Origin of the sequence: Aquiflexum balticum DSM 16537, assembly GCF_900176595.1 — a bacterium.
GTDB lineage: Bacteria > Bacteroidota > Bacteroidia > Cytophagales > Cyclobacteriaceae > Aquiflexum > Aquiflexum balticum.
In genome coordinates this window covers 5,605,061-5,626,634 of record NZ_LT838813.1, presented here as the reverse complement: position 1 = coordinate 5,626,634, position 21,574 = coordinate 5,605,061, and the positions used below count along the sequence as shown (strand labels likewise).

Here is a 21,574-nt window from a genome sequence, read left to right as displayed (position 1 = left end):
CCTTCATCTCTCATCCTTTATCCTTTCCTCAAACTTCTCTCCTCGCAATCGGTGCCCCAATGCAGCTTTCAGGAATGTCAAAAGCATCGGTAAGGGCAAGAGCATTTTTTCTAACTTCCCAACAGAGTTGATTGACTTCTTTGCGGATGGCTTTGGTTTTGTTCCCTTCCATGTAACCCTGTTCCAAGTACCAACCCCTGTTTTGTTCAATGGTATGCAGGGCATATAACTGACAGAGTTGGGTCAGGGCTGATTTGCAGTATTGATCCGTGGTTTCATGCACTTGTTTCTGAAACTGTTCCAAAACTACCCTTTCAATATAAGCTTTTCCTACATTGACCAAATGATGCTGAGCCACATTGAATGCATCGAAAGAGTCCATACCTTCATCGATATGCCTTTTGAGCCTCTGTGCTGCGCTGTTCAAGATGGCTTTTTCTCTATATCTGAATGCATTCAGGTGGAAGTTGAAATCCAGGAGATGTCCTTGGTCCGTATTTCGGGTGATAATTGGGTTTTTCTCAATAAAGGAAGTCTTTGCTTGGCTGGTGATATAATTGAAAACAGTGAAAATATTCATATCCCCAAATTCCTGTCTGAATTCAGTCAACCTGTTTTTGGCCACCAACTGCATCAGGACTACATTGTCCCCTTCAAAAGTCGTGTACACATCTGTATCATTCTTGAGAGCATCAATCCGGTTTTCGGAAAGATATCCCTTTCCTCCACAGGCTTCCCTGCATTCCTGAAGTGTAGCTGTGGTAAACCATGTTGCATAAGCTTTGAGGCCTGCTGCCAAGGCTTCAATTTCCTGTGCATCCTCTTCTTTCCTATCCAAAAATCTTTGGGTGAGGTATTTTAAGGCAAAATGAAGTGCATAGGATTTTGCCAAAGGCGGCATCAATCGTCTCTGATGCATGCGGTAATTGAGGATAGGTACCTCTTCTCCACCTTCCGGGCCAAATTGTTTTCTGGTTTCCCCATATCTGATGGCTATGGTCAGACCTGTTTTGCTGGCTGATAGTGCCGAACGCGGGATTCCGATTCTTCCCCCGACCAAAGTTCCCAACATGGTGAAAAATCTTCTGTTATCAGAACTGATGGGGCTTTCAAATTCCCCTCGCTCGTTGACAGTCGCAAATTTGTCCAGCATGTTTTCTTTCGGGATAACTACTTGGTCAAAATAGATAACGCCATTGTCCACGCCATTGAGGCCCATTTTCCGGCCACAATCTTCAATCCTTACACCTTTAATGCTTTTCCCTTCTGATGTTCTCAAAGGAACTACAAAGGCATTGACCCCATAATCTTCCCCATCTATGATCAACTTAGCAAAGACTGTTGCAGCCTGCCCGTGAAGAGCGGCATTTCCAATATATTCTTTTCTTGCTTCTGGATTTGGGGTATGGATGAGAAATGTTTCATCTTCTTTATTGTAAGTGGCGGTAGTTTCCAAGCCCCTTACATTGGAGCCATGACCTGTTTCGGTCATGGCAAAGCATCCGGGCAGTCTCAAACTTCCGATGTCTTTGAGGTATTTTTTATGGTGCTTTTCAGTTCCCAAAAAGTAGACGCTCATACCCCAAAGCCCAAACTGTACCCCAAACTTGATCACCATACTCAGGTCATGATAGCTCAAGGTTTCCATGATTGTAAAATAACCTTCCATATCATCTTTGCCTCCGGCATATTGAGGGAAAGCCCAAGAACCATATCCCTGTTTTGCCAATTCCTGACACCATTGCAGAACTTGTTCCCTTTGGTCCAAAAGGCTATCGTATTCCCTGTAAGCAAAAGAGGGGTCGGCAATGACTTTTTTCACATTTTTGATCAAAAGAGACTGATTCCCATCCAGCAGGGAAGTCATTTTTTCTACCTCAAAATTACGTTCTTTATGATACTCTGTGGTAATGGTTTTGTGGTCTGATTTGAAGGTATAGCCTGCTTCCCCGCTCAATAGACCCAGGTTCAATTCTGTTTCTTGAAAGTCGGTCTGAAGTCTGGGTTCGAAGTCCAATTTTTTTTGTCCTGAATGATATATGGCCAAAGCTTTCCCTATTTCATATAGATTGGCCAAATTGTTCAGATCCAGTTTTTTGACTTCCGATTTCCAAGATTTGAAGTCCGTTGGTTTTGGAGGATTGCTGGGGTTTAGCAGCGATAACAGCCAGTTTTTTTCCTCTTCATTGATCCAGGACTGTTTTTCGATCAATGCATTGATCTCTTTCAATTCTGTAGGAGTCAATACCCCATCTGCCCAAAGTGTATAGTAAAGTGGTAAAAAAATGTAAAGTTTTGGGTTATCTGTGATATGTTTGGATTTGAGCATGACTTTGGTCTTTTGGGTTGACAGAAATCAAAAACATTAAATGGCCATAGGATCTTTAGACCCCAATTAGCTTATAAGAGGTTCTTTCTATAACGGAGGGATCTACAAAAGGATTAATGATTTGATCAGCCGGTATTTTTCAATCCACTTGCCAAAGCAGCAGTGATTTCAAGTAATCTTTTGACCAAGGGTTCTCCTACCTCAGGATTGTTGCTTTTTATTTTTCTCCATTTTGCCAATTCCTCAATTTGAAGCTTATGGAGGATAGTCAATGCTGTTTCCCTTCTCTTTTGGTTGTCAAGCTGACTTGTTCTACGGGACTCCCGCTCCCTATCAAACATGGCTGCAATCTCATTAAGACTTCTTTGGTGTTCATGCATGATGATTTCGAGGATTTCATTTCTTGTTTGGTGATTTTGGACAAGGCTTGCATATAACTTCATCAGATCCGGATCAGCTGACATCAGATTAGTTTCCAACTGTATCAAAATATACATCAACAAGGGCCATTTAAGGGAGAATTCCCTAAGATTTTGGTACTCAGAAGGGTTCTCTTTCCTTAGTTTTTCCAAACCATAACCAATTCCAAACCAACCTGTGATGTTGAACCGGGACTGACTCCAACTGAAAACCCACGGGATTGCCCTTAGATCGGATAGAGACCTTGTGCCGGTTCTCCTTGCAGGTCTCGAACCAATTTTGCTCATTTCCAAAACGTCTATCGGTGTGGCCTCCCCATAAAACTCTATAAATGCAGGATGGGTGATCAAACCATTATAAAAAGATTTGGAGTATTCAGAGAGTTGTTTCAGCGATTGAACCGGAAATTCAGGAATTTCTCTTGGAAAAAGATAAGAACTGGTCTGAAAAGCAGCACCTGACAGCAGCATTTCCATGTTATAGGTGCCATTGAGTAAATTTCCAAATTGCTGGGCAATGGTCTCCCCTTGAACAGTCAGTTTGATTTGGCCACTCAGACTTTCTGGAGGCATGCTTTCCAAGAACCTATGGTATTTGCCTCCACCTCTGCTGATAGTGCCACCGATCCCATGAAAGAATCTGAATCTTAACTTATGAAGGCCAGCAATTTTCGAGAGCCGTAGTTCTGTCTGGTAAATATTCCACCTACTTGCCACAATTCCGCCATCCTTGTTGCTGTCACTATAGCCAAGCATGATTTCCTGAACATCGGGTTTTGTAATAAAGGGATGGGAAAGATAATCATCCATGATTTTGGCCGAATGTTCCAAATCGTCTATAGTTTCGAATAGAGGCACTACCTGAAAGGATTTTCTTTCCAACCCTACTTCCCTCATAAACAGATACACTGTCAGTAAATCCCGTAAACTTCTTGTCATACTGATGATGAAAGAACCTATTCCCTCAGGCCCATAGTTGTCAGTATGCATTTTTACAGCTCTGAAACAATCAAGTACTTTGTCGGCCTCTTCACCAAATTGTTTACCTGATAATGCAAAGGGTCTTTCACTTTGTAGTTCGTTGGATATAAAAGAGAGCTTCTCCTCCTCAGGCCAAGATCTATAGGCGGTTTTATCAGGGAAGACATCATTCAGAATTTGCTCCAAGGCCCTGTCATGAAATTCGCTGTTTTGTCGGATATCAAGCTTGGCCAGATGAAATCCAAAGCATTGTACATGCCTCTCAACTGGGAATACCAGTGACTCAGCGATTTTTGTGGCCTTTATTTCTATCAGACTTTTTCTTAGGATTTTCAGATCATCCAAAAGCTCTTGGGAATTTTTGTAATATTTGAATTCGGTAAAATCATCATGGATGGTGTTTTCCAACTTCAGTAAAACCATGTTCAAAAATTGCCTCCAGGGTTCATGGTTATTTCTTTCCATTGCTTTTTTTCCGGAATCTCCAAAAACCAAAGCCATTTCATTGATAGATAAAATCAATTGGAATGGTACCCGACTCCTTATTTCAGAAAAACTGAGGCGGGAGGCCAAGTCTCTGATCATTTCACGGATTATTTCCAGGGAAGCTTTCCTATGTGCAAGCAAAGTGTTACCTGTAATTTCCGCTGTGACATAGGGATGACCATCCCTGTCGCCTCCCACCCAACTTCCAAATTGAATCCTGGGAAAGACTTTTGGATTGTTGAGCGATTGGGAATTGAAACCTGCATATTTCCAACTTTGACGAAGCTGAAGGTCACTTTTTTTCAGTATCTCCGGAAAGACCTTGGTAAAATAGTGCATGACATTATTGCGCTCTGAAATAACGGTGGGTTTATCCAAATAGACTTCCCCGGTTCTCCACCAGCGTTCCAACAAAGAAATAATTTCATCTTCTATTACCTTTCGCTCTATTTCGGAATAATTATGGTTTTCCAGTTTTACCAATTGCAAATAAATTTCCCGGTGCAGTTCGAGTATGGAAATCCTCTTGGCCTCAGTGGGATGTGCAGTAAGAACAGGTATCACTCTCACCTCTTTGATGATTTCAAGCATTTGGCTTTCGGTCAAACCTTGCTTTTTCCATCTCTCAAAGGTCTCTGCCCATGATCCGCGGATCGAATCCATTCCATTTTCGTTGACCTGTTTTCTTCGGAACTGTACCGCTGCATTTTCTTCAACAAGATTCATCAATTGGAGATAAATACTGAGAAACTGAATTTGTTTTTCCTCAAGATCCTCAGTCAACTCTTCTAATTTTTTTTGATTGAGTTTTCCGTTAAGTAATGGAGATAATTTGTCTTCTCCCAGTTCTGTCAGTACCCGTTTGAAGCATTCGGTCAAAAATGCCATATCAGTTTCAATCTTTTGAAAAATTATTTCCGGCGATAGGTTGCTCATAATTTTATTTAGATTAATTATATAAAAATCAAGGAAATCAAATTTAAGGATATATTTATAAGAGTCCTTTTTTGTCCATTCAAATAATTTAGTCAAAACAGGCGGGTTGTAAAAATAAATACTTCTAATTTTAATATTATGAAGAAGATCAAAGGGGATACTGTTTGTTGGGGAGTGCTTGGGGTCGGAAATGTCTGCGAAGTCAAATCCGCACCGGCCATGAAAATAATCCCAAATAGTCGCTTGGTTGCGGTGATGAGGCGGAGTGAAGAAAAAGTCAAGGATTATGCACAAAGGCATAATGTTCCGAAATGGTTTACATCTGCTGAGGAACTCGTAAATGACCCTGAAGTCAATGCCATCTATATAGCCACGCCTCCGAATGCCCATTTGGAATTGACCAAGTTAGCTGCAAAGGCAGGGAAGCCGGTTTATGTAGAAAAGCCTATGGCGAGGACTTATGCTGAGTGTAAGGAAATGATTGCCATCTGTGAGGAAGCAGGGGTTCCACTTTATGTGGCCTATTACAGAAGGGCACTGCCCCATTTTTTGAAAATCAAGGAGCTTATGGAATCCGGTGCCATAGGGGAAGTCAGAACCGTACACATCAACCTGAAGCAGGTACTCAAGCCGGATGTTGTCGTCCATTTGGAAAACAACTGGAGGATAAATCCGGAAATTGCCGGTGGTGGATACTTTTTTGATTTGGCTTCTCATCAATTGGATTTATTGGATTTCTTTTTCGGACCCATAATCAGTGCTTCAGGTATTGCATCCAATCAGGCTGAGGCTTATGCTGCAGAGGATATTGTAGTTGGAAGTTTTGAATTCAAAAACGATGTCCTGGGAACAGGAAATTGGTGTTTCACCACATCGAAAAGTGCTGAGATAGATGAAGTGAGAATTTATGGAAGTAAAGGTCTGATTAGGTTTGAAACTTTTGGGAAGGGCGAATTCACCCTTGAATCCGATTTCGAAGCACCAATCCATTTTCAGGTTGAATTACCGAAGCACATACAGCAGCCATTGATTACCGAGATTATCAGGGATTTATTGGGAACCTCCGAAAGTCCTAGTACGGGTATTACCGCTGCCAGGACAAATTGGGTAATGGATCGATTGGTGGAGGGGAGAGAGGGTAGATTTTAGATTTTAAATTGAAGATTTGAATAAAGTACAATCCGCAAAAGCGGACAAGTGGTACAATGAACAAAGTACCAAGTACCAGGAAGGGTCCTGTAATTCAAAAAAAAGTGCAAAGTTATAAGCAAGATCATTTGAGAATTCACTCATTACCATTTAATCTGTTATTTAAATCTAAAGTCTAAAATCTTGTGTCTTGTGTCTTAAGTCTCCCTCCCTAAGCCTCCTCCAAAAAAACATGACTTTTACCCGATTTGATTGGTAGATATGTGAATAATAATATCTTTGTCGGATTAAAAATTTTGAAGTAAACTCAAAAACGCTCTATGGAACAAATGTTTATTTATTTGGTCCCCGTATTGGGGATAATTGGCCTGATAGTAATGGCTATAAAATCTGCCTGGGTAACCAAGCAGGAAACAGGAGATGACAATATGGTTGAATTGGCAGGTCATATTGCCAAGGGAGCCATGGCATTTTTAAAAGCCGAATGGAAAATTCTGGGCTATTTTGTTGTTATCGCCGCAATTATTCTCGGCTGGTCAGGTACATTGGTGGAGACTTCAAGTCCGATCATTGCCATTTCATTTATTATAGGAGCTTTGTTATCCGCTTTTGCTGGATACATGGGGATGAATATTGCCACTAAGGCCAATGTAAGAACCACACAGGCCGCCAAAACCAGTTTGAAAGGGGCATTGAATGTGTCTTTTACAGGAGGTTCTGTGATGGGTCTTGGTGTAGCTGGTCTTGCAGTATTGGGAATGGGCTCTTTGTTCATTGTATTTTATAATGTTTTTGTCCTTTCCACCGGTGGTGATGTCAATGGTGCTGCTATGGAGACTGCCTTGGAAGTTTTGGCCGGGTTCTCTTTGGGTGCTGAGTCCATTGCGCTTTTTGCCCGTGTTGGTGGTGGTATTTATACCAAAGCTGCTGATGTTGGTGCTGACTTGGTTGGAAAGGTTGAAGCTGGAATCCCTGAGGATGATGTCAGAAATCCTGCTACTATTGCAGATAACGTTGGGGATAACGTGGGAGATGTTGCAGGGATGGGAGCTGATCTTTTCGGTTCTTACGTTGCGACTATACTTGCTTCCATGGTATTGGGCCGAGAAATTGTTTCTGCTGATAATTTCGGCGGAATTGCTCCTGTATTGTTGCCATTGGTGATTGCAGGTTTGGGTTTGATGTTTTCTATAGTAGGGACATTTTTTGTGAAAATCAACAAAGATACGGACAGTGTTCAGGCGGCTTTGAATAAAGGAAACTGGATTTCCATCTTGTTGACAGTGGCGGCCTCTTATCCATTGATCATGTATATGTTGCCTGATGGAGATTTGATTTTATCAAGAGGAGGTTCCATTGTGTTTACCAAAATGGGTGTTTTTGGAGCTGTAGTCATTGGTTTGATTGTGGGTGCTTTGATGAGTATGATTACTGAATACTATACTTCAATGGGCAAGCGTCCGGTGAATTCCATCATCAAACAATCTTCGACAGGACATGCGACCAACATCATTGGAGGACTTTCTGTAGGAATGGAATCCACTGTTGCTCCGATTTTGGTTTTGGCAGCAGGTATTTATACATCCTTTTTAGCGGCAGGTTTATATGGAGTAGCCATTGCAGCCGCAGGTATGATGGCAACTACAGCCATGCAGTTGGCAATTGATGCTTTTGGCCCTATAGCAGATAATGCAGGGGGTATTGCTGAAATGTCAGGTTTACCAAAAGAAGTAAGAGAAAGAACTGATATCCTTGATGCTGTAGGAAACACTACTGCTGCTTCTGGTAAAGGATTTGCGATTGCCTCTGCAGCGTTGACAGCTTTGGCTTTATTCGCCGCATATGTAGGAATAGCCGGTATAGATTCCATTGATATATATAAAGCAGATGTATTGGCAGGTTTATTTGTCGGAGCAATGATTCCATTTATTTTCTCTTCCTTAGCTATTGCCGCAGTAGGCCGTGCAGCAATGGACATGGTCAATGAGGTAAGAAGACAGTTTAGAGAGATTCCTGGAATCATGGAATACAAGGCCAAGCCGGAATATGAAAAATGCGTGGAGATCTCTACAAAAGCTTCACTCAGGGAAATGGTTGCCCCAGGAGCGATTGCTTTGTTGACACCCATTATCGTTGGATTTGCTTTTGGACCGGAAGTACTGGGCGGAACATTGGCAGGTATTACTGTTTCAGGGGTATTGATGGGTATCTTCCAAAACAATGCCGGAGGTGCTTGGGACAATGCAAAAAAATCCTTTGAAAAAGGAGTGATGATTGATGGGGTAATGCAATATAAAGGTTCTGATGCCCATAAAGCTTCAGTGACAGGTGACACTGTCGGAGATCCTTTCAAAGATACTTCGGGACCTTCTATGAATATCCTGATCAAATTGACTTCCATTGTTGCATTGGTGATTGCCCCACATATTTCAGAAGGGGACAGGCATACAAGAGGCGATATTGAAGTTGAAAAGATTGAAATCAAAAAAGAGATCATCATTGAAGATGCAAAGGAGATTGTATCTATTGAGAAGATCGAAATAGTAAAATAACTGTATTCGCCTTTCTGCCGGAAAATAAATTGAACATCAATTTTCCGGAAAATCCTGGAAGGTGAAAATCAAATTTGAGACAACGCAGTTTTTGTAAATTCAATCCGTGCAGTTGTTCTTGAAAACACAATTAGAAAGTTTAGAATCTATTTAAGCCGCCTTTGGGCGGCTTTTTTTTGATCTGATTAAAATGGAATGCTATGGTTTGTTTTTTTATGCCGTATTTTAAAATTATATACTGCATAAAAAATCAGATTAAAAGTAAATTCCATTTTTTTTGTAAGTAAAAAATATTCATTGGGAGCTAAATTAAAAGAGGAATTTTTATTGTTATTTTTAATGAAATGTGATAATATACGGATGAATTCAATTGCAAAAGTTTAAATTTAATGGAATGTTAATTCGTTTTAGCAATAGACTTAATGCCGTTTTATGCTGTTTTTGATTTCTTGAATTTGGAACAAGTAAAATGTCGATAAGCTCAATTGTGTGATTTTGGTCTGTTGCTTTAAGTAGCGGTATTTCTACAAACTAATCTTTAACCTTAATTTAAAAATCTATGAAGAAAAAAATTACTGTTTTCGTTCTTTTCTTTTTGGCAGTTATCAGCATGTCTCCGGATATATATGCTCAGGATAATGCCATTAAAGGAAAAGTAACTTCCAGAGATGATGGTCAACCATTGCCGGGAGTAACCGTTTTGGTGCAAAATACCACAATTGGTACTGTTACAGATATCGATGGAAACTATTCCATCAATGTACCCAGTGGTAGTAATGTTTTAACTTTCTCATTTATTGGTTTTGTAGGCCAATCTGTTGATATCAACAACAGGTCAACCATAGATGTGGTGATGGTTACCGATACAAGGCAGTTGTCCGAAGTGGTCGTGACGGCATTTGGTATAGAACAGGAGAAGAAAACCTTGGGTTATGCGGTACAAAGAATTGATAATGAAGATATCGTTCGAACCAAACAACCTAATATAGTAAACGCCCTTCAGGGACAGGCTGCAGGTGTTCAAGTTACCAATGCAGGTGGCGCTCCGGGTCAGAGTGCTAGAATTATCATTCGGGGCGTCAATTCATTGAGTCCAGGTGCGGATAATCAGCCATTGTTTATTGTAGATGGTATTCAGATAGACAATTCAACTGTGGAGTCTCCGGGAACACCAAGAGGACTTTCGAACAGGGTGGCAGATCTTAACCCTGACGATATTGAATCTATGAGTATTTTGAAGGGTGCTGCTGCTACAGCTCTTTATGGGGTTCGTGCCGCCAATGGTGCTGTAATCATTACTACCAAAAGAGGTAAGGCAGGAACTACGGCAGTTAATGTATCTTCTTCTGTAGGTTTTGAAACACCGAACAGGATTCCAAGACTTCAGGAAAATTTTGGTCAGGGTTTTAGCGGGGTTTATGATCCTACGAGCTTTTGGCCTGCGTGGGGAGCGCCGATTGCGGAGGTTGCTCAGACTGTTCCTGGTCATAAGTACCAGGATAATTGGAGAAGGGCCTTTGATACAGGAGTCCAGATATCCAATAACGTAAGCATCTCGGGAGGAAACGATAATGCAACTTTTTTTGGTTCATTTGGAAGGTTTGACCATGATGGAATTATGCCATTCAGTAATTGGGCGAGAACCTCAGCCAAGTTGAACGGTCAGGTAAAGGTTTCTGAAAAATTCAATTTTTCAAGTTCTCTCAATTATATCAACTCAGGAGGTAACAGGGTTCCTCATGACAGATTCATGGAAAGATTGGTTTATTGGGCTGAAACGCAGGATGTAAGAGACTATATCAATCCTGATGGAACAATGAAAACTTATGGGTCCAACACCAATCCCATCTATGATGCGAGGTTCAGTACATTTGAAGATAATGTAGATAGATTGATCGGAAATGTCACTTTGAATTATAAACCCGCTGATTGGATTGATTTTACTTATCGTATTGGAGCGGATGTCTTTTCGGATAGTAGGACGGAAATCACTCCCGGTCCTAAGAGGATAGATGGAGAGGTGCCCTTGAGTGCGACTGGTTTTATCCGTGAAATCAGAATCAACAGCAGAGATCTTACTTCCACTTTCATAGTTTCCATGCAAAAACGTTGGAGCGAAAAATGGAATACATCCCTGAGATTTGGAAATGATATCTTCGAAAGACGATTTGACAGGCTATCTTCATTGGGACAGGATTTTGTTATTCCGGAGTTTTTCAACTTATCCAATACCAGACAGATTTTCAGTGATCAAGGAAAAAGTATCAGGAGATTAGTTGGTTTTTATGGAGATGTCACGGTGGATTATCAAGGAACAGTTTTCTTAAATGTTACAGGTAGAAATGATATTTCTTCTACTTTACCTCAACAGAACAATTCCTTTTTCTATCCATCCTTCAATTTGAGTTATCTGTTTTCTGAAACCTTCGATCTACCATCCTGGATGTCTTTTGGGAAAATCCGCGCGTCTTATGCAGAAGTAGGTAAAGATACCGATCCGCATTTACTTGGAGCTACTTATGTTACACCGAATATTTACCCACTGGCTGGACAGGTTGGATTTACCAGGTTTGGCGGTTTTGGAGATCCAAATCTTAGGCCTGAAAGAACCTCTTCAATAGAATTGGGGACCCAACTGGGATTTTTGGATAATCGGATTGAGTTGGACATAGCTTACTATAAAAATAACACCAAAGATCAGATCATACCCGTACCTGTATCACCTTCGACAGGGTTTACTTCCTATATCACCAACGCAGGTGAAATTCAGAATGAAGGAGTTGAATTTGTAATTAAGGCTCTGGCCATGCAGAGGAACGAATTCAGATGGAATATTAATTTCAACCTTTCATTTAATGACAACACAGTCAAATCGATCAGAGAAGGAATTGAGGAGATAATCGTAGGTAGTCAATTTGGATATGTTGGAAGTACGGTGACAATGAAATTGGTTGAAGGAAGACCTTATGGGGATATTTATGGAAGTAGTTATACAAGATTTTATCAAGGGGGAAGACCTGAAGGGGTAGAAACTTTGGATAGAAACCTTCCTATAGTGATCGGAGCAAATGGATTCCCGGTGAGGGATGGAACCCAATTGATTTTGGGAAATGCCATACCGAAATGGTTTGGTGGAATCAGAAATGATTTCAATTATAAAAATTGGGATTTTTCATTCCTTGTCGATGGTCGTTTTGGAGTAGATCAATATAATCAGTTTGGTAATTTTCTGTCGGCTTTTGGAATGAATGAATTTACAAATGACAGAAATGATACCAGGGTTTTTGAAGGAGTATTGTCAGATGGGTCGCCTAACGGTCAGGAAGTTTGGCTAGGTCAAGGTGTAGGCCCAGATGGTAGGAATTATGGAGCCGGGTTTTATAGAAATACTTATAGAACAGTGAGTGAAAATTTTGTGCAGGATGCAAGCTTTATCAAGTTGAGAAACATAACCTTGGGATATAATTTCAGTCCAAGGTTGTTGGAAAAAACCTTCATCAGATCACTAAGAGCTTCTGTAGCTGCCAATAACATTATCCTTTACACCCCTTGGGATGGATTTGATCCGGAATCATTCAGTGCCGGAGCAGGCGGCAACGCTGTCGGCTTTACTGGCTTGGGCTTCCCGGCCGTACAAAGCCTCTTTTTCTCACTTAATCTTGGATTCTAAAAACAGACAATCATGAAGAATTTATCAAAACTTAACATATTCTTGATAGCATTGGTGATGGTGTTTTTGGCATCTTGTGACAATTGGCTGGATGTCAACGAAAACCCAAACAATCCAACAGACGCTCCTATTCAGGGACTTTTGACCAATGTGGTCCTTGAGTCCACATTGAACGTTCAAAGGGCTGGTTCGATTACAAGTAACTACGTGCAGCATCTTGCATCTCCCAACCCTTCAAGCTCCTCTGATATTATGGAGCCCTTGGATTTCAGCGGTACCTGGGGAAGTTTCTATGGAATAATGTCAGATATCACTGATCTGATCAATAAATCCGAAAATTTGGGAGCATCCCATTATGTTGCAGTAGGTCAGACTATGATGGCAATGAATTTAGGTCTTGTAGTCGATATGTGGGGTAATGCACCTTATTCAGAAGGATTTACTTTTGAAACTGTGACTCCTAAATTTGATGACGATCAGCAGTTATATGCTGAGATTAATGCGCTGTTGGATCAGGCTTTGGTTAATTTCAATCAGGCCTCTTCTGTCACAGTCAGAGGAGATGATTTTATTTTCCAGGGAAATATCCCAAGGTGGATAAAATTTGTAAATTCTCTCAAGGCAAGATATATGATACACATGAAAGGAAAACCAGGTTATAATGCTGGTGAAGTATTGGCAGCAGTATCTAGTGGTTTTGTTGGTAACATTGATGATGCCAAAATGAATTTCTTTGAGCAAAGGAGAAATCCTTGGGAAGTAATTGCGTTGAACAACCAAAACCTTCTTTTGGGTGGATGGATTTCTTCCCAGTTTATTGAGGCCCTTGACGGTACATCATATCCTATTGAAGACCCAAGGCTACCATTAATGGTTGGTGCTACAGATAATGGGGAATATATCGGGGTAGAAAATGGCGCCGGTAGGGGAGATGCACCTGAACGTGGTGCCAGATCAGTATTGATCCCGGGTCAGTTCTATACTACAAGAACAGGACCGGTGTTGATTATGACCTTTTCCGAGTTGAAATTTATTGAAGCTGAAGCAGCATTCGAAACAGACAAAGTCCGTGCTTATGCGGCTTATCTTGAGGGGATACGTGCCCACATGAGAATGCTTTCTGTAAATGATGCATCATTAGAGGCATATATCAGCCATCCTTCGGTGAGCATGGGTGTAGCTGCATTTACCATCAATGACATATTTAAGGAAAAATGGATAGCAACATTCCTTAATCCTGAGACCTGGAATGATGCCAGAAGGTTTGATTATGCCTACAAGGATATGACCATTCCTGAAAGCCTTAATCCAAATCTGAATGGTCAGTTTATAAGGAGATTGGCTTACCCGGATTCTGAAGTCAGTAGAAATGGCAATAATGTACCTTCTGTGACATTATTGGACCGAATCTGGTGGAATGAATAAATTGAATACCTAAAAAAATCCCCTAGCGATAGGGGATTTTTTTATTTTCTTCATTGCTTTTAATTTACTACGGAGAAAGGTGAGTGGAGAAAGGTAAGAGGTCCAGATGGTATTTGTCATGACTTTGTCACTAGGTTTCTAAGCTTTTTCCCTGTTTAATGAAACTTTGGAAGAGAAAGTGTTTACGATTGAGAAATGGAAATGCTTTTCTTTTTATATAAGCCGATCAAAAGAATGATCAGCAAAGTATAAAAGAGGAAACTGACAACATAAAATCTATAGTCTAGGGGATGTTTTCCTTCATTGAAACTATGGATCATCGCCCTCCAAATGGGTATGGATAAGATTATCCCAGCATACAAGAATATTTTTAGCCAATACTTTTCAAAAAAACCAAACAACGTAACCGTCATCAACACCAAACATGCCAATAGCACTAACCCCAATGAAACCAATTCAATCTCCATACTTATCAGGCAAAGAAAGATATACCCACTCATAGTTATCCAAATCTTTGGGCCGATCAAAGGAATAAGGCAATAGCTTAAAATGATCCCAATTTTCAATAATTTCAATGTTAAGGTATTCATATCGGATTAGATTTTTACTAACAAAAAGAAGCTCAAGACAGAATATTAACTTAACTTATAGAAGTTATCCATTAAAAGCAAGTTTACAATTCCTAAAGCTCTCGTCCTTGCCACTATCAACCTGCCTAATTCAGCCTTCCTTCTTCCTTCCATCCTTTTCCGCTCTACCTTCTTACCACAGGGAATTTTTTTGTTTTGGATTTCAGTGTAATTGGTTACCTTAATAGTTACATGAATTTTATTAGCTGCAAATCATTTGAACCTTTGAAAAATGATCACTGAAAACAAATAACCATTATCCACTGACCATTAACAATTATGAAAAAAATCCTCTTCTTTTTGATCTTGATGGGGCTCTTCTATGAGGTTATTTCCCAGTCCTTTACCATAGAACAAATATCTTCCTATCCATTTCCTTCTGAATTGACAACTTCACAAACAGGAAACAGCATTGCATGGGCTATGAATGAACAGGGATTGAGAAATATTTACATCAGTCAGGAACCTGAATATGCTCCCAAGAATATCACTTCATTTGATAAAGATGACGGGCAGGAAATCACTTCCCTGCAATTTTCAAATGACGGTAAATTTATTGTTTTTGTCAGAGGCGGTGAACATGGCAGCAATTGGAATTATGATGCGGGGATCAATCCTGCAAGCGAAACAAATATTCCTAAAGTGGCCATTTGGAAAGTTTCTCTTGAAAATGGCAAAGCTGAGATGTTAACCGAAGGGGATAATCCAATCATCTCCCCGGACAGTAAAACTATCGCTTTTCTGAAAAACAGACAAATTTGGACAATTCCTGTTGCTGAAGGTAAAGCATCTCAGCATTTTGAAGTCAAAGGTTCTATCAATTCTTTTCAGTGGTCACCTGATGGTAAGCAAATTTTGTTTGAATTAAACAGAGGAACCCATTCTTTGATTGGAATTTATTCAGATCATGACAGGCCTATTCAATGGATTGAACCCTCTTTCCAAAGGGATGTAAGTCCAAAATGGTCCTTAGACGGAAAAATGATAGCTTTTGTTAGATTGCCCGGAGGAAAGTCAGAGCCTCATCCTATATTGGAGCAAAGACATAGTCCTTGGGAAATCTGGGTAGCAGATGCGGCATCCGGCAGTGGTTCGTCAAGGTGGAAGTCACCGGAAACCTTAATGGGATCTGTACCTACCACGCATGGCCGTTTCAATCTGCATTGGGCAGCGGAGAATCAATTGGTTTATCTATCCTATGAAGATGGTTGGCCACATTTGTATACTATGGATCCTTTTTCCGGTCCATCCAAGCAATTGACTAAAGGACAATTTATGGTAGAGCATATCAATCTCAGTCATGATAAAAGTAAAATATTTTTTTCGGCAAATACAGGTTCTGATAAGTTGGATATAGATCGCAGGCATATTGGTATGGTTAATCTTAAAGACGATCAAATGGTCATGCTGACTGAAGGAGAGGGGATAGAAGCAATTCCGGTAGCACTGTCGGACAACCAAAAAATTGCTTTTTTTTCAGCCACGAGTCAAAGACCAATGCTTCCGGCAATTTTGGATATTCCTACCAAAGAGATTAAGCTAATAGCAACGGACCTTATTCCATCAGATTTCCCGGATAATCTTGTTGTTCCAAAGCAGGTAATTTTTAAATCCTCCGACGGCATGGTAATTCATGGACAGATTTTTGAAAAACCGGGAGGGTCGTCCAAAAAGCCCGGTGTAGTTTTCGTACATGGGGGCCCACAGCGGCAAATGCTTTTGGGATGGCATTACGGGGATTATTATTCCAATACTTATGCAGTCAATCAATACTTGGCTGAGATGGGATTTGTGGTACTTTCCGTAAATTTTAGACTGGGGATAGGCTATGGCTATGAGTTTCATAAAGCACCTAGAACATATTGGCAAGGGGCTGAGGAGTATCTGGACGTTAAAGCTGCCGGAGAGTATTTGGCCTCATTGGAAAATGTGGATGAAAATAGAATCGGTATATATGGTGGTTCCTATGGAGGATACCTCACCGCCTTGGCTTTGGGCAAGGATTCCGGATTATTCAAAGTAGGGGTAGATATTCATGGGGTCCATGAGTTGTCAAGTAGACTGAAGTTGCAGGACGGTTTTGAACAAGCCCCCGATTATACCAAGGCACTAAAAATTGCATGGCTTTCTTCGCCGCTTGCTTACTTGGATACTTGGACTTCTCCGGTCTTATTTATCCATGGGGATGATGACCGCAACGTACAGGTGAGTCAGACCACTGACCTGATCAGGAGATTTGATGAAAAAAAGAAGCCTTATGAATACCTCATCATTCCTGATGACAGTCATCACTGGATGAAACATTCGAATTTGATTAAAGTAAATAAAGAGACCGCGGAATTTTTGAACAAACATCTGAACCAAAAATGAAAAATCACATTCTATTATTGATCATTCTTATATTCAGCCAGATTTCAGTTTCCTATGGCCAGAGACTAAATGAGCGCAGAGTAAGGAAAATGTTCGAAAACTCTGCAATCATGCAGGAACATTTTGTGGGTTTTATGATCCAGGACGAATCCGGGAAAATTATCTATCAGCAAAATCAAGACAGACATTTTGTTCCTGCCTCAAACACAAAATTGCTTACCCTTTATACTGCCTTAAATGTGTTAGGAGATTCTATTCCTGCATTAAAATATGAAATCAGTGGTGACTCTTTGATTATCTGGGGAACAGGAGACCCATCTTTTCTTCATCCTAAATTGGGCAATAGAAGGGTGTATGATTTTTTGGCCAATAGTCCTTATGATATTTATTTGTCTGATGAACTCCCACTAAGATTTGAACCCAGTTATTGGCGGTCAGATCTTTCTCATTTTCCCATGTATGGCAATTCTGCTAATGTTCAAAGAACGGAAACAGGAAGTCTTTTGGTGTCGCCACAAGCCATTTCCAACTTCCTTAGACAGGATTCCACTTTAAATCTTAACAGGTTTAACATTGTTAGATCTAAAATCGGAACTGAGCTTTTATATCCTGTGATTCCGGTTCCTGATGATTTCAAAGATAGGATTCTTTATCCTGTGGATATGCAGGTAACGAGATTTTTGCTACAGGATACTTTGAAAAAAGAAGTCGGTCTGATTCTAAAACCCAAACCGACCAACCCAAATATACTTTATAGCATTCCAAGTGACAGTTTGTATAAACACATGATGTTACCGAGTGACAATTTTCTGGCTGAGCAAATTCTTCTTTTGGTCTCAGGAATTATTGGAGACACCTTAGAAATGGAAAAAGCCATTGAATATGGGCTTGAAAACCACTACAATAAATTAAAAAACATCCCAGTTTGGGAGGATGGATCTGGTTTATCAAGGTTCAATCTTTTTACTCCAAGGACGGTTTTGGAGGTGCTTAATATGCTTGAGCGTAAGGTTAATGACCAGGAAAGGCTCAAAATGATGCTTCCTGCAGGAGGTGTTTCCGGTACCCTTCGTAATGCTTATAAAACAGATAAAGATAAACCCTTTGTTTGGGCCAAAACAGGTTCACTGAGATATATGCACCTTCAGAGTGGTTGGGTAGAAACGAGAAAGGGGAAAAGCTACCGCTATGTTTTTATGAACAATAATTTTGTCCGCCCTACCTCAGAAGTTAGGGTCGAAATGGTAAGGATTATGACAGAAATCCATGAAAAATATTAAAAGTAAGAATTCGAATTAAAATAACTCACGACAGATTTTTTCTAATCAATATTTCTTGTTTTTAAGTATATTCATGAAATAATACTAAATATTAATTAGATATGTTATAATTTTTACTTAAAAAATACCCTGTTTACGGGATTGAAGTGCATTTTTTATTTTTATATATTTGATTACTTAGAGTTAAGTTTTCATCACTTTTAATTTTAGTTTTTATGAACATCGACAGAAAACTGTGTGAGTATTGTGGAAAGTTGGTCTATGGAAGATCAGATAAACGATTTTGTGATGATAATTGTAGGAGCAGTTTAAATAATCAAAGAAGAATTGGAGATCCTAAGGTGGTCAGGAATATCATGAATTATTTAAAGATGAACAGAAATATTTTGGAAGGGATAGTTGAAGGAGGTATAGAAAAAGTCAAAGTTCCTAAGGAAAAATTAAATCGATTGGGCTACAATTTCAAATACCATACCCACACCTTTACCAATTGGAAAGGGAATTCATACACCTATTGTTTCGATTATGGTTACCTCGAATTGGATGTGGATTGGCTTTTGGTAGTAAGGGATTCCAAAGATCAATCCTTAAGAAAAGACAAGAAAAACCAATAAAGATGTTTTAATGGAATTTTTTCAATTTTTCCTGTTCGGCGACTGTTGAAAAATCATTTGTCAAGCGCTCGGCATAATTATCCAACAATTCCCTGATTTTGCTGTGTTTGTCAGACCTTAAAATCAAGCCAGCATGATAATCCAATGGAACCCTGAAGAATATTTCTTTATCATCAAATGAGGAAAGATCCGGATCCTTGTATTTTGAAAGTGTCAGTACTATACCGGCGTAGCCTTTTTTAACTTTGGGAAGTTTATATTCTTTGCCTTTAGCTACAGCATCTTCGATTTTGGCCCATTCAGTCCATAGATTGACATCTGTTGCAGCTTCTACCATTTCGGCCAAATGTGCACCGCCTACCCTTGAAGAAGTCTCGAGAAAATAGATTTTCCCATCTTCCTTTCCTTTGATGAATTCTGTATGGGCAGCTCCGTTTTTCATACCAAAAGCTTTCATCACCTGCTTATTGGCTTCTTCAATGTCTTTATCATCTTCGGAACCATAGGGGACATTTGCACTTCTGAAAATCCCGCCCCCCTGGGAAATTTCCATTGGGGTGGCCAGGTATTTGGAAACAGTGCAGAAAATAGTCTTTGCATCTAGATTCAGGCTATCTGCATGATACACATCACCGGGTTTGAATTGTTCCACAAGATATCTCACTCTATTGTCACCGAGTTCATGGATATTCTGCCAAAGACTGTCTTTATCATAGACCTTGATGATACCATGTGCAGAGGCTTCAGATCGGGGTTTAAGTACCCAAGGTGCGGGAACATTATCTGCAAAATGATTGATTTCTTCATCGTTCAAAATAGGTGAGAATGGAGGAACGAGCACACCCGCTTCATGTGCCCGCATCCGCATGGCCAGTTTATCACGGAAATATCTGCCGGTTGCTTGCCCCATACCGGCAACACGGAGGTTTTCTCTCAAGAAAGTAGCCTTTTCAACATCATAATCATCCAGTGCTACAATGGCATCGATTTTTGTGGTTTTCATGATGCCTGCCACGCCAAAGAGGAGTTTTTCCAAATCCCAGTCCAGGTCCTGACCGGGCATATAAAACACTTCATCAATGTATTCAAATGGCCAAGGACTTTCCTTCAGTTTTTCTGTAGTGATCAAAAAAACAGTATTTCCGGCTTTCTTAAGGGAAATCAAAAAAGCACTTCCTTTAAAATAGTTGGAAATGCACAAAAAGGTTTTATGATTGTCTTTCATGGCTCAAATTTTTTCTAACAATTTAATTAATAAATGAACACCAAAAGCAGTTGCATGCTTGGTTTTTGCAAATTCTGAATCTCCAAAGGCCGTTCCTGCGATATCTAAATGTGCCCATGAGGTATGGCTTTCAGTAAATACTTCCAGGAATTTTGCTGCAGTAATTGCTCCTGCAAATGGCTTCCCATGAAAATTTTTGATATCAGCAATTTCGCTGTCCATTTCGGATTTATAAACATCCCAAAGAGGAAGAGGCCAAACTTTTTCTCCTATTGACATGCCACTGTCCTGAAGTTTCTGGGAAAGTACTGTATCGTTGCTAAACAAAGCAGCACATTCATAACCAAAAGTTCCTACCGCACTTCCGGTCAATGTAGCAAAATCCAAGACCGAATCCGGCTTAAAATTTTTGATCAGATAGGAAAGGCCATCAGCTAAAATCAATCTGCCTTCAGCATCAGTATCTATAATTTCAATGGTTTTTCCACTATAACTCCCTATCACATCGGAAGGAACAAATGAAAGTCCGTCAACCGCATTTTCTACACAAGGCACTATAGCAGTGATATTCACAGGTAATTGGAGATCTGCGGCCAACTGCATAGCCCCCAATACGGTTGCAGCTCCTCCCATATCGCATTTCATATGGACCATACCGGCAGTTTTGATATTCAATCCACCGGTATCGAATGTTATTCCTTTTCCTACCAATCCTATATGTTTTTCCGCCTTCTCGGATCGGTATTTCATAATTATAAACTGCGGTTCTTTCAAACTGCCCTGACCTACTGCTAAGAATGCTTTCAAGCCTTCCTTTTCAGCTTTTTTTCTTCCAAGTACCTTGACATTGAATCCAAATTCTTTTCCTGCTTTTTTTGCCCATTCAGCTAAATACTCAGGTGTGACTTTATTGGGAGGTAAATCCACCAAAGAGAACGCTTCCAATTGAGCATTGGCAATTTTGAAGCCCTTTATGGCCAATGCTTCTGCATTGGAAAATTCGACATCAATATAGAGGTTTACTTTCCCCCAATCTTTTTCCTCTCCGGTTTTTTGTTTGTAATGGCCTAGCCTATAGGTGCCGAGAAGCAAACCGGAAACTGCAGCTTCCAGAGCAGTTTCATCTAAACCTTCCAAGAATGAAATAAGAATATTATCTCCAAAAAGATCAGCCTGTTTGGCGGTCAATCTTCTGAAAGCTGTTTTGATGGTTTTGTATTCCGGATTTTTGCCTAACCCTATAAGCAGGTAGACTCTTTCAGAAATTTTATCTTCGAGGATGAACTGTGTATCTTTTTTTCCGGCAAAAAGACTCTTGGTAACCATTTTGTCAAGGAACTTTATGGCGTTTTCTTCAGTCCGGTCATTTTCCAAAAATGGAATGATTACCAATCCTTTAAAGTCCTTTTCTATCTTGACTATTTTAATTTTCATATTTCTTTGGGTAAGGATATAAGACCCTTCCTTCTCTTAAAAATGGGCCAAATCAAAAACTTCTTCTTATTTTTT

The 21,574-nt window shown here is 40.0% G+C and carries 12 protein-coding genes; 7 read left to right on the top strand and 5 right to left on the bottom strand.

Going from position 1 to position 21,574, the window contains the following annotated elements; translation table 11 throughout:
• Positions 1 to 28 precede the first annotated feature (28 nt).
• Both B9A52_RS23880 and B9A52_RS23875 read right to left on the bottom strand, forming a co-directional pair.
• On the bottom strand, positions 29 to 2,329 hold the full coding sequence (locus tag B9A52_RS23880) for an acyl-CoA dehydrogenase family protein (protein ID WP_084123083.1): 2,301 nt from the start codon (positions 2,327 to 2,329) through the stop codon (positions 29 to 31).
• Between the two features lie 125 nt (positions 2,330 to 2,454).
• The gene (locus B9A52_RS23875) at positions 2,455 to 5,151 is read right to left on the bottom strand and encodes a phosphoenolpyruvate carboxylase (RefSeq protein ID WP_084123082.1); all 2,697 of its coding nucleotides are present in this window, start codon (positions 5,149 to 5,151) and stop codon (positions 2,455 to 2,457) included.
• Positions 5,152 to 5,289: 138 nt separating this feature from the next.
• Between B9A52_RS23875 and B9A52_RS23870 the strand changes: the two genes are divergently transcribed.
• The 4 genes from B9A52_RS23870 to B9A52_RS23855 all read left to right on the top strand — a co-directional run bounded on the left by B9A52_RS23870 (position 5,290) and on the right by B9A52_RS23855 (position 13,947).
• Entirely contained in the window at positions 5,290 to 6,300 is a 1,011-nt protein-coding gene (locus B9A52_RS23870) for a Gfo/Idh/MocA family protein (RefSeq protein WP_084123081.1), read from the top strand.
• A 320-nt stretch (positions 6,301 to 6,620) separates the two neighbouring features.
• Positions 6,621 to 8,852 carry a sodium-translocating pyrophosphatase gene (locus B9A52_RS23865; protein WP_084123080.1) on the top strand — a complete coding sequence of 744 codons (2,232 nt, stop codon included), beginning with the start codon at positions 6,621 to 6,623 and terminating at the stop codon, positions 8,850 to 8,852.
• A 559-nt stretch (positions 8,853 to 9,411) separates the two neighbouring features.
• Positions 9,412 to 12,522, top strand: a complete 3,111-nt coding sequence (locus tag B9A52_RS23860) for a SusC/RagA family TonB-linked outer membrane protein (protein ID WP_084123079.1) — start codon at positions 9,412 to 9,414, stop codon at positions 12,520 to 12,522.
• Positions 12,523 to 12,534: 12 nt separating this feature from the next.
• Positions 12,535 to 13,947, top strand: a complete 1,413-nt coding sequence (locus tag B9A52_RS23855) for a SusD/RagB family nutrient-binding outer membrane lipoprotein (protein ID WP_084123078.1) — start codon at positions 12,535 to 12,537, stop codon at positions 13,945 to 13,947.
• Between the two features lie 182 nt (positions 13,948 to 14,129).
• On the opposite strand, the gene B9A52_RS23850 is transcribed toward B9A52_RS23855, so the two are convergent.
• Positions 14,130 to 14,537: a hypothetical protein gene (locus tag B9A52_RS23850; RefSeq protein ID WP_084123077.1), complete on the bottom strand. Its 408-nt coding sequence runs from the start codon at positions 14,535 to 14,537 to the stop codon at positions 14,130 to 14,132.
• 318 nt (positions 14,538 to 14,855) lie between these two features.
• Between B9A52_RS23850 and B9A52_RS23845 the strand changes: the two genes are divergently transcribed.
• The 3 genes from B9A52_RS23845 to B9A52_RS23835 all read left to right on the top strand — a co-directional run bounded on the left by B9A52_RS23845 (position 14,856) and on the right by B9A52_RS23835 (position 18,840).
• Complete coding sequence (locus B9A52_RS23845) at positions 14,856 to 16,946, top strand: S9 family peptidase (protein ID WP_084123076.1); 2,091 nt, start codon at positions 14,856 to 14,858, stop codon at positions 16,944 to 16,946.
• Positions 16,943 to 18,226 carry a D-alanyl-D-alanine carboxypeptidase gene (locus tag B9A52_RS23840; protein ID WP_084123075.1) on the top strand — a complete coding sequence of 428 codons (1,284 nt, stop codon included), beginning with the start codon at positions 16,943 to 16,945 and terminating at the stop codon, positions 18,224 to 18,226. The genes B9A52_RS23845 and B9A52_RS23840 overlap by 4 nt, the downstream gene beginning before the upstream one ends.
• Positions 18,227 to 18,441: 215 nt before the next feature.
• Positions 18,442 to 18,840 carry a hypothetical protein gene (locus B9A52_RS23835; protein WP_231955397.1) on the top strand — a complete coding sequence of 133 codons (399 nt, stop codon included), beginning with the start codon at positions 18,442 to 18,444 and terminating at the stop codon, positions 18,838 to 18,840.
• A gap of 7 nt (positions 18,841 to 18,847) precedes the next feature.
• Here the strand turns inward: B9A52_RS23835 and B9A52_RS23830 are convergent, their stop codons facing one another.
• Positions 18,848 to 20,065 carry an ATP-grasp domain-containing protein gene (locus B9A52_RS23830; RefSeq protein WP_084123074.1) on the bottom strand — a complete coding sequence of 406 codons (1,218 nt, stop codon included), beginning with the start codon at positions 20,063 to 20,065 and terminating at the stop codon, positions 18,848 to 18,850.
• Positions 20,066 to 20,068: 3 nt separating this feature from the next.
• Complete coding sequence (locus tag B9A52_RS23825) at positions 20,069 to 21,499, bottom strand: leucyl aminopeptidase family protein (protein WP_084123073.1); 1,431 nt, start codon at positions 21,497 to 21,499, stop codon at positions 20,069 to 20,071.
• Positions 21,500 to 21,574: the final 75 nt, after the last annotated feature.